General features: G+C 72.1%; 4 protein-coding genes. 3 read left to right on the forward strand and 1 reads right to left on the reverse strand.

What is annotated here, in order from left to right; all coding sequences use genetic code 11:
- From ACTJK8_RS20810 to ACTJK8_RS20820, 3 genes are all read left to right on the forward strand, one after another.
- A partial coding sequence (locus ACTJK8_RS20810) for a UDP binding domain-containing protein (RefSeq protein ID WP_440762446.1) occupies positions 1-675 on the forward strand: 675 nt, incomplete at its 5' end.
- A gap of 368 nt (positions 676-1,043) precedes the next feature.
- Positions 1,044-8,486: an SDR family NAD(P)-dependent oxidoreductase gene (locus ACTJK8_RS20815; RefSeq protein ID WP_440762447.1), complete on the forward strand. Its 7,443-nt coding sequence runs from the start codon at positions 1,044-1,046 to the stop codon at positions 8,484-8,486.
- Positions 8,483-9,850 (forward strand): aminotransferase class I/II-fold pyridoxal phosphate-dependent enzyme, encoded by a 1,368-nt coding sequence (locus ACTJK8_RS20820; RefSeq protein WP_012317954.1) that lies wholly within the window; start codon positions 8,483-8,485, stop codon positions 9,848-9,850. The genes ACTJK8_RS20815 and ACTJK8_RS20820 overlap by 4 nt, the downstream gene beginning before the upstream one ends.
- A gap of 171 nt (positions 9,851-10,021) precedes the next feature.
- On the opposite strand, the gene ACTJK8_RS20825 is transcribed toward ACTJK8_RS20820, so the two are convergent.
- Positions 10,022-11,101, reverse strand: a 1,080-nt coding sequence (locus ACTJK8_RS20825; RefSeq protein WP_440762448.1) for a polysaccharide biosynthesis/export family protein, incomplete at its 5' end; no start/stop codon positions are given.

The following is an 11,101-nucleotide window of genomic DNA, read 5'->3' on the forward strand; positions in this document are numbered from 1 at the left end:
GTCGCGGACCTGTGCGAGGCGGTGGGCGCGGACGTGCAGGCGGTCGCGCGCGGCATCGGCCTGGACAACCGGATCGGGTCGAAGTTCCTGCACGCCGGGCCGGGCTACGGCGGCTCGTGCTTCCCCAAGGACACGCTGGCGCTGGTCAAGACGGCGCAGGACGCCGGAACGCCGCTGCGGCTGGTCGAGACGGTGGTGGCGGTCAACGACCAGCGCAAGCGCGCGATGGCGCGCAAGGTGATCAGGGCCTGCGGCGGCTCGGTGCGGGGCAAGACGGTGGCGCTGCTCGGCCTGACCTTCAAGCCGAACACCGACGACATGCGCGACGCGCCCTCGCTGGCGATCGTGGCCGGCCTGCAGGATGCCGGCGCCGTGGTCCGCGCCTACGATCCCGAGGGCATGGAGCAGGCCCGGATCCTGATGCCGGCTGTGGATTACGCCGAGAACGCCTACGCCTGCGCCGAGGGCGCGGATGCGGTGGTGATCGTCACCGAGTGGAACGCGTTCCGGGCCCTCGACCTCGACCGGCTGCGTCGGGCCATGTCGTCCGGCGAGGCGGCTCCCGTGCTGATCGACCTGCGCAACATCTACGACCCGGTGAGCGCCGCCCGTCACGGTTTCACCTATTGCGGGGTCGGACGAACCAAGGAGAGCGTCGCCCGGATCGGGTCTTGATCGTCGCCGCGCGAGCTCGCGGACCCGGATTCCTGTGCGGGATCTGCCCGACACCGCGAAGATTTCTTCCGGAATCGGCATCGATGCCGCTAGACGGGCGGCGGCCGCGGAGGCGCAACTGTGGCTTTCTCGTGATCGAGCCCGCGTCTCGAAAGCCGGTCCGGCGGTTCAAACTTGGCGTTTTGGCCGCAGGAATTGGATAAGCTTCTGATGAATACATGTCACAGCCTCCGGCAATTTTGCCACGCAGGGATGACCTCGCGTTGGGGCTGGTTGGACACCGCAATGGTGCCACAGTAAGGGGTGAGAGGGTACTCACTCGTCGAGAGCCGAGCCGACTTCCGATAACGAGCGTGTGCGAACCGAACGTGACACAACGTACAGACATTGCGATCGTCGGACGCGCATGCCGACTGCCCGGGGCCCCCAGCGTGGACGGCCTGTGGTCACTCCTCTCCGAGGGGCGCTGCGCCGTCAGCAAGGTGCCGGCCGACCGGTTCTCCCTGGAGCGGTTCGCCCACCCGCGCGCCCATGAGCGCGGCAAGAGCTACACCTGGGCGGCGGGCGTCATCGACGACGTGTGGTCGTTCGATCCGGCGGTGTTCGGCATCTCGCCCCGCGAGGCCGAGCAGATGGACCCGCAGCAGCGGATGCTGCTGGAGCTGACCTGGGAAGCCCTCGAGGACGCGGGCCTGCGCCCGTCGAGCGTCGCCGGCAGCAACATCGGCGTGTTCGTCGGTGCCTCGTCCCTCGATTACGGCAACCTGCGCATCCTCGACGCGCCGTCGGGCGACGCCTACGCGGCGACCGGCAACACGCTCTCGATCATCTCGAACCGCATCTCCTACATCTTCGACCTGAAGGGCCCGAGCTTCACGGTCGACACGGCCTGCTCGTCCTCGCTCGTCGCCTTCGACAACGCCGTGCAGGCGATCCGGTCGGGCCGCGTCGACACCGCGGTCGTCGCCGGCGTGAACGTGCTGGCGAGCCCGTTCAACTTCATCTGCTTCTCCACCGCGCAGATGCTCTCGCGCACCGGCCTGTGCCAGGCGTTCTCCAAGAACGCCGACGGCTACGTGCGCTCCGAGGGCGGCGTGGTGTTCGTGCTGCAATCGGCCGAGGCCGCGCGGCGCAACGGCGCCACCGTGCGCGCCGTGGTCGCCGCCTCCGGCATCAACTCCGACGGCCGGACCACCGGCATCTCCCTCCCCTCGGGTTACGCCCAGGGTGCCCTGCTGGAGAAGGTCTATCGCGAGGCCGAGATCCGGCTCGACGACCTCGCCTTCATGGAGGCGCACGGCACCGGCACGCCGGTGGGCGACCCGATCGAGGCCTCGGCCATCGGCTCGAAGCTCGGCCGCGGGCGGCAGGCGCCGCTGCCGATCGGCTCGATCAAGACCAATATCGGCCACACCGAGCCGGTCTCCGGCCTCGCCGGCCTGATGAAGGCGACGCTCGCCCTGGAGCACGACCTCGTGCCGCCGTCGCTGCACGCGGCCGAGCTCAACCCCGAGATCCCCTTCGGCGAGCTCAACCTGCACGTCGTGCGGGAAGCGATGCCGATCAGCCGCGGCGCCCGCGAGCGCTTCGCCGGCGTCAACTCCTTCGGCTTCGGCGGCACCAACGCCCACGTCGTCATCACCGACGCCCCCGCCTGGGCGAAGCCCGCCGCCGCGACCGCGGAGCCCCAGGCCCAGGTGCTGCTGCTCTCGGCCCAGAGCCGCGCCGCGCTGAACGAGCTCGCCCTCGACTACGCCGAGCGCCTCGAGTCCGCCCCCGAGCAGGTCGCGACCGTTGCGGCCGCGGTGGCGCATCGCCGCGAGCGCATGCCCGCCCGCCTCGCCGTCGCGCTCGACGGCAAGGCCGACGTCGCCGCCGCGCTCCGCGCCGTCGGCGAGGGCGAGGACACGCCGGACGCCTTCACCGGGACCGCGGTCGACCGCGTCGCCGAAGTGGCGTTCATCTACTCGGGCAACGGCAGCCAGTGGGCCGGGATGGGCCGCGAGGCCTACGAGGAGAACGCGGTCTTCCGCGCGACCTTCGACCGGATCGACACCCTGTTCCGCGCCTACTCGGACTGGTCGCTGAAGGACGCGCTCTACGCCGACGACCTCGACGAGCGCCTCGCGCTGACCAGCGTCTCCCAGCCGCTGATCTTCGCCATCGAGAGCGCCTCGACGGCCGCGCTCAAGGCGAAGGGCCTGATCCCGTCCTACGTCCTCGGACACAGCGTGGGCGAGATCGCGGCCGCCGAGGCCGCCGGGATCCTCAGCCTGGAGGACGCGGTCCGCGTCATCTACTACCGCAGCCACCACCAGGAGACGACGCACGGCCAGGGCACCATGGCGGTGCTGCTGATGCCGTCCGAGGAGGTCGAGACCTTCCTCAAGGATTACCCGACCCTCGACATCGCCGCCTACAACAGCCCCAAGGCCGTCACGGTCGCCGGGCCGGTGGCCGACATCGACGCCGCCCTCAAGGCCCTGTCGCGCAAGCGCCGCCGCGGCCGCAAGCTCGACCTCGCCTACGCCTTCCACGGCCGGCTGATGGATCCGACCGAGAAGCCGCTGCTGCGCGACCTCGCGGGGCTGAAGGCCAAGGCCGGCACCACCGCGATGGTCTCCACCGTCACGGGCAGCGTGCTCGACGGCTCCCATTTCGGCGCCGGCTACTGGTGGCGCAACATCCGCGAGCCGGTGCGCTTCTGCGAGGCCGTGCAGGACGCGACCCGCCGCGGCGCCCGCGTCTTCGTCGAGGTCGGCCCGCGCGCGACCCTGATGTCCCACGTCGGCGACGCGGTCGAGCCGCTCGGGATCGAGACCGCCACCGTCGGCGTGATGCACCGCAAGGCCTCCGGCGGCGACCCGATCGCCAAAGCGGTCAGCGCCGCCCTCGTCCAGGGCGCGCAGGTCGACGAGACGCTGCTGTTCGGCGACGCGCCGAAGGGCGACGTGCGCCTGCCGACCTACCCCTGGCAGCGCCGCCCGTTCCGCCTCGCCGACACCACCGAGGGCGTGGGCGCGATGAGCCCCCGCCCCTACCACCCGCTGATCGGGTCGCGCACGGCCTTCGACGGGCTGGAGTGGAACGGCTTCGTCGATCCGGTGACCGTGCCGGAGCTGGAGGATCACAAGGTCGACGGCCAGGTGATCATGCCGGGTGCCGGCTTCGTCGAGATGGCGCTGGCCTGCGTCCGCGAGGCCCTGCGCGACGACGCGGTCGTGCTCGCCGACTTCGAGATCGTGGCGCCGATGGTGTTCGCCGAGGACGCCCTGCGCGAGGTCGCGGTGCGCCTGTCGGGTTCCGGCAACGGCATCCAGGTGCTGAGCCGTCCGCGCCTGACCCAGACCCCCTGGCAGCTCCACGCCCAGGCGAAGATCGTCGAGGGCAGCTTCTCGGACCCGAAGGCGCCGGATCTCGACGGCTTCAGCTTCGAGACCGCGGGCGACCACGTCCTCACCGGCGACGCGCTCTACGCCAAGGCCCTCGCCTCCGGGCTCGGCTTCGGCCCGAGCTTCCAGCAGGTGGCGATGAGCGCCCGGCTCGACGACGCCACCATCGTGTCCGACCTGCTGCCGGCCGAGCCCGACACCCGCTACGGCCTCGTGCCGAACCGGCTGGACGCCTGCTTCCACGGGCTGATCCTGCTCTTCGCCGACCTGCTCGGCGAGAACGGCGGCAAGGCCTATATCCCGGTGCGCTTCGGCGAGGTGCGGCTGCTGCGCCCCGGCGCGGTGATCGCCCGCTCGATCATCCGGACCCGCCGCTGCAACGAGCGCTCGATCCTGGCGGACTTCACGCTCCTCGACGCCGAGGGCGCGGTCATCGCCACGATCCGCGAGGGCCGGTTCCAGGCCCTGCGCGCCAAGAGCGGCGGCGACCTCTCGGCCTTCGCGATCTCGCAGGTGCCGGAGCTCGCCACCGAGCCGACCGCGATCCCGATGGAGCGCCGCCCGAGCGTGGCCGCGCGTCTGCGCCCGCTCGCCGCCGAGGCGAAGGGGCCGGCCGACGCCGCCCTCTCGCCGGGCCACCTCCTGCTGGAGGGCTGGGCGACCTCGCTCGCCTACCGCCTGGCCTCCGGGCTGGCGCAGGGCGAGACCGTCACGGTCACCGACAGCCGCGTGCCGGAGGCCCTGCGCCCCTGGCTGCTGAACGCCCTCTACGCCCTGGAGAGCAGCGGCCTCGCCGAGCGCGCGGGCCCGAACTGGACGCTCGGCGACGGCTCCGCCCTGCCCGCGCCCGACGAGATCATGCGCTGGATCGCCGGCGACCACCCGGATCTCTCGGCCGAGCTGGTGCTGATCGCCGATGTCGGCGCCCTGGTCGACCGGCTGCTCGCCGGCACGCTGAGCGACGCGCCGGCCCTGCCGCAGGGGGCGATCGACGCCTTCGTGCTGCGCTCGGCCACCGCGCGCCACGGCGCCGACGTGGTCGCCGACCTGATCGAGCGGAGCCGCGCCCAGCTCCCGAAGGAGCGGGCGCTGCGGGTCCTGCAGGTCGGCTTCGGCCCGCTCTCGGCCCAGACCGCGACCTTCGCGGCCGCCGCCGAGGCCCGGCTCACGGTCTTCGAGACCGACCGCCGGCTCGCCGAGCGCGCCCGCCTGTCGCTCGGCCGCGCCGCCGCCGTGGTCGAGACCGCCGAGGAGCTCGCGCCCGGCAGCTTCGACCTGATCCTGGCCTCGGGCAGCCTGCATCGCGGCGACCGCGCCCTGCCGGGCCAGCTCGCCGGGGCGCTCGCAACCGGCGGCCTGCTGGTGGCGGTGGAGCCGGGGGCCTCCCTGTTCCGCGACCTCGTGTTCGGTCTCACGGCCGGCTGGTTCGAGGAGGCCGCGGGCGGCCTGCCCGTGGGCCGGCTCGAGGACATCGAGGGCTGGCAGCGCATCCTGAGCGCCCACGGCCTGGTCAAGGTCGAGGTCGAGCGGGCGGCGTCGGCCAACGGCGACGACCTGCTGCTGACGGCCGAGGCGCCGGTGCGCCCGGGCCCGGCCCCGGCGCAGAGCTTCGCCTTCATCATCGGCTCGGACGACGAGTTCGCGGCCGAGACCGCGTCCTCCCTGGCCACCCTGCTGGTCGCGGGCGGCGTGCACGTCTCGATCATCCTCGACTCCGAGACCTCCCTGATGGAGCTGGAGAAGGAGACCCCCGACACGGTGGTGTTCCTGGCCGGCGCCTTCACCCGCGGCGGCGAGGCGGCCGAGCGGCTGCGCGACCGCTGCCTCAGCCTGAAGCGCTGCACCGAGCATCTCGGCAGCCGCCAGACCCGCCTCTGGGTCGTGGCGCCCGGCGCCACCCGCGACCGCGGCGGCCAGACCACCAACATCGAGGCCGGCGTGTGGGCCTTCTCCCGCACGCTCGCCAACGAGGCCCCGAACCTCGACGTCCGCCGCATCGACCTCTCCCCCGAGATGTCGTCGAAGCGCGCCTCCGAGCGCCTGCGCGACCTCATCCTCTCCGGCACGCCGGAGACCGAGATCGTGCTGGACGACGAGCGGACCCAGGTCGTGCGCTTCCACGCCGGCCGGCCGCAGCACCGGGATCCGGCCGACGCCGTCCCGGCGGAGGCCGCGCGCCTGGAGCGCAGCAACACCGGCGGCCTCAGCGAGATGGTCTGGGGTCCGGCCGAGCGCCGCGCCCCCGGCAAGGGCGAGATGGAGATCGCGGTCGAGGCCACCGGCCTCAACTTCCGCGACGTGCTCTGGGCGCTCTCGATGCTCCCCGAGGAGATCCTGGAGGACGGCTTCGCCGGCCCCCGCCTCGGTCTCGAGTGCGCCGGCCGCGTCACGGCCGTCGGCCCGGGCGTGAAGGGCTTCAAGGTCGGCGACCCGGTCGTCGCCTTCGCCCAGTCGGGCTTCGCGACGCACATCGTGGTGCCGGACCTCGTCGTCGCGCCGATGCCGCAGGGCCTCGACCCGATGGCGGCCGCCACCGTGCCGGTGGCCTTCCTCACCGCCTATTACGGCCTCGTCTCCTGCGCCCGGATGCGGCGCGGCGAATGGGTGCTGGTCCACGGCGGCGCGGGCGGTGTCGGCCTCGCGGCCCTGCAGATCGCCAAGCTCAAGGGCGCGCGGGTCATCGCCACGGCCGGCTCCCGCGAGAAGCGGGCGCTGGTGAAGGCGCTGGGCGCCGAGCACGTGCTCGACTCCCGCTCCCTCGCCTTCGTGGACGAGGTCCGGGCGATCACCGGCGACGGCGTCGACATCGTGCTGAACAGCCTGTTCGGCGAGGCGATGGAGCGCTCGCTCAACGCGCTCCGGCCGTTCGGCCGCTTCGTCGAGCTGGGTAAGCGCGACTACGTCGCCAACACCCATATCGGCCTGCGCCCGTTCCGGAGGAACCTCAGCTACTTCGGCGTCGACCTCGATCAGGTGATCCAGCACCAGGGCGACGACGGCGCGCGGATGTTCCGCGAAGTCATGGCGCTGTTCAACGACGGCGGCTTGAAGCCCCTGCCGTACCAGCCGTTCACCGCGGCCGAGACCTCGGACGCGTTCCGGCTGATGCAGCAGTCCGGCCACATCGGTAAGATCGTGATCAGCCCGCCCAAGGCCGGCACGATCATGAAGGACACGGCCCGCCCGTTCACGGTCTCGGCCGAGGGTGTCCACCTGCTGACCGGCGGCCTCGGCGGCTTCGGCCTGGAGGCGGCGCGCTGGCTGATCGACCGGGGCGCCAAGCACCTCGTGCTCGCGGGCCGCAAGGGCGCGGCCACCGACGAGGCCAAGGCGATCGTGGCGGAGCTGTCGGCCCGGGGCGTGACCGTCGAGGCCAAGGCCGTCGACATCACCAGCCGCGCCTCGGTGGACCGGCTCATCGCCGGGATCGAGCAGGGCGGCAAGAAGCTGGCCGGCGTGCTCCACGCCGCGGCGGTTCTTCAGGACGGCCTGATCTCCAACATCGACGCCGCGGCGCTCGACGCGGTGATCGGCCCGAAGGTGATCGGCGCGCAGCACCTCGACGCCGCCACCCGCGACCGGAGCCTGGACTACTTCGTCCTGTTCTCCTCGGCGACGACCTTCATCGGCAACCCGGGCCAGGGCTCCTACGTGGCCGCCAACGGCTTCATGGAAGGCCTCGCGCGCCAGCGCCGCCGCCGCGGCCTGCCCGCGCTGGCGGTGGCCTGGGGCGCCATCGGCGATGTCGGCATGCTCGCCCGCAACAAGGCGGTCATGGAAGGCCTCGCCGGCCGCGTCGGCGTCACGCCGATGGAGGCCCGCCGCTGCCTCGACCTGATGGCCGAGGCGCTGGGCAGCCAGGGCGCGTCCCCGGACGAGGGCGTCATCGCCATCGCGGCGATGCACTGGGGCAAGGCGCGCGAGCGTCTCGCCACCATGCGCTCGCCGAGCTACGCGGAACTCGGGTCCGACCAGCAGGCCGAGGCCGGCGGCGTCCAGGCGATCAACATCGCCGCGCTGCTCAAGGGCGGCGACCTCGACGCGGTCCGCAAGACCGTGTCGGACGCGATCGTCGAGGACATCGCCCGCATCCTGCGGCTGCCGAAGGACGACATCAGCCGCGTGCGCCAGCTCTCGGAGATCGGCCTCGACTCGCTGATGGGCGTCGAGCTCGGCGCCAGCCTGCAGGAGCGCTTCGCCCTCGACGCGCCGCCCGCCGGACTTTCGTCGGGCATGACCGTCAATGAGCTGTCGGAGTCCTTAATTCAGGCGGTTTCCGCGCCCATGGACGAGACGGCCGGCGTCGCGATGAGCCTCGTCTCGAAGCATGTCGGCGGTGAGGTCGATGCGCAGATCCTCGCGCCTCTCAAGGAACTCATCGAGCAGACGTCCAGCGAGATCAAAGAGACCAACTCATGACCGACACGGCACGGCCGGACGGTGGGCGCGCGGCGCTCGCCGGCTTCGTGACCAACCGGCTCGGGCGCGCGACGCCGCGCCCGGCCCCCGTCAAGACGGCCTCTCCCGCCGGCAAGTCGGCGGCGCAGAACTTCGAGAACCTGCCGGGCTACCGCGAGCTGAAGCTCCAGCGCCAGGCGGCCGATCTGATCGGCCTGGGCAACCCGTTCTTCCGCGTCCACGACGCCAAGGCCGGGGCCACGACGCGGATCGACCAGAAGAGCTTCACCAACTTCTCGTCCTACGACTACCTCGGCCTGAACGGCCATCCGCGGGTGAGCAACGCCGCCCGGGAGGCGATCGAGGCTTACGGCACCTCCGCGTCGGCGAGCCGCGTCGTGGCGGGCGAGCGGCCGGGGCACATCAGCCTCGAGCAGGCGCTGGCCAAGCACTACCAGTCCGAGGGCTGCATCGTGATGGTGAGCGGCCACGCCACCAACGTCACGACCATCGGCGCCCTGCTGGAAGCCGGCGACGTGATCTTCCACGACGCGCTGTCCCACAACAGCATCGTCACCGGCGCGCAGCTGTCGGGCGCCCAGCGGCGCTCCTTCGCGCATAACGATCTCGACGCCCTGGAAACCCTGCTCCAGTCGACCCGCCACGAGCATCGCCGGGCGCTGATCGTGGTCGAGGGCCTCTACAGCATGGACGGCGACGCGCCGGACCTCGCCGGGCTCGTCGCCCTCAAGAAGCGCTACGACGCGTGGCTGATGGTCGACGAGGCGCACGGCCTCGGCGTCACCGGCCGGACCGGCGCCGGCCTGTTCGAGCATTGCGGTGTCGACCCCCGCGAGGTCGACATCTGGATGGGCACGCTGTCGAAGACCCTGTCGACCTGCGGCGGCTACATCTGCGGCCCGATCGCGCTGATCGAGTACCTGAAGCACACCGCCGGCGGCTTCGTGTACAGCGTCGGCATGTCGCCGCCGCTCGCGGCCGCGGCCGAGGCGGCGCTCGCCGTGATGCACGCCGAGCCCGAGCGGGTCGAGCGCCTGCGCCAGAACGGCACCCTGTTCCTGGCCACCGCGAAGAAGCTCGGCCTCGACACCGGTTTCAGCCTCGGCCTCGCGGTCGTGCCGATCATCGTCGGCGATTCGCTGAAGGCCGTGACCCTGTCGGACCGGCTGTTCCGCCGGGGCATCAACGTGCAGCCGATCATCCACCCGGCCGTGCCGGAGCGGGCCTCGCGCCTGCGCTTCTTCCTCACCTCCGAGCACACGCCCGACCAGATCCGCGACACCGTGAACGCGGTGGCCGAGGAGCTGGCGGCCATCGACAAGGGCGGCTCGCTGATCGAGCAGTTGCTGGCCAAGCGGGTCTGAGCCCGGCCGGGGCCGCGCGCCACGGTTCTTCGAGACCCTCACGAAGAAGGGGCGCGGATGATATCCGCGCCCCTTCTTCGTATCGACAGACCGCGGCAGTCTCGGTCGGACGCGCGCGGCACCCCCAGCGCGGCGACCGGCGGCGGTGCCGCCCGTCGCGGAGCACGGGTCCTACTTGGCGTAGGAATAGGCCAGGGCGGCCGAGGAGGCCGGGCCGGTGATGCCGCTGAAGGCGGTGAGGACCTTCTGGACCTCGGTGAAGGGCGCGTTCGACACGTAGATCAGGTCGCGGTTGCGCATCCGGAACGCCTGCGACACAAACAGGCTGTTGGGGTCGCGCATGTCGATCCGGTAGACCACCGGCACCAGAGGCGTGCCGAGCAGCTTCGAGCCGGGGCTGAGACGACGCACGACGCTGGCCGGCTCGAACCGGAAGATGAAGGTGCCGGCCGGGTCGGCGGCGAAGTCCGACAGGCCGCGCGCCTTGGCCAGCGCCTGCGCCAGCGTGATCCCGTCGGCCTGGAACGGCAGCTCGGTGCTGTTGCCCAGCGCGCCCACCGCGATGAAGGTCTGCGGGTCGCGCACCAGGGTCAGCACGTCGTTGGGCCGCAGGTAGATGTTCTCACGCGGGTTCGACACCACCGTGGTCAGCGGCACGGTCGCGGTCACCGGCCCGCGCGAGAGCCGCACGAAGGTCTCGTTGACCGGCGCGCGGTTGCCGCCGGCGGCGGCGATGACGTCGAGGATGCGGTCGCCGTGGCCCGAGAGCGGCAGGCGGGCGCCGGCGGCGCCCTCGCCGGTGACGGTGACGGCCTGGGAGATCGGGCGTGTGACCGAGACCAGCACCTGCGGCTGGATGGCCTTGCCGGCGAGCTCGTTCTCGATGAGCGCCTGGACGTCCTGGGTGCGGCGGCCGGCGACCTTGATGCGGCCGGCGTAGGGCACCGAGATGGCGCCGTCGCGCCCGACGGGCTGCTCCGGGATGAGGGCGGACTTGGAACCTGCGGAGAAGCGGTCGGCGACGAGGGGCCCGGAGAACAGGCCGCCGGACCCGGCTTCCCAGACGGAGACCGAGACCATGTCGCCGATGCCGATGACCGGCTCGGAGGAGGGGCGGTGGTCGCCGAAGGAGGCGAGCAGGCTGTCCAGCGGCCGGCCGCGCAGGGCCTCGACCACGGAGGGAGTGACGTCGATGATCTCGTAGCGGGCGAGCAGGCCTCCGTCGGCCGTGGCGACCTCAGCCCCGGCCTG

It is taken from the genome of Methylobacterium sp. 22177 (genome assembly GCF_052045615.1).
Lineage (GTDB): Bacteria > Pseudomonadota > Alphaproteobacteria > Rhizobiales > Beijerinckiaceae > Methylobacterium > Methylobacterium radiotolerans.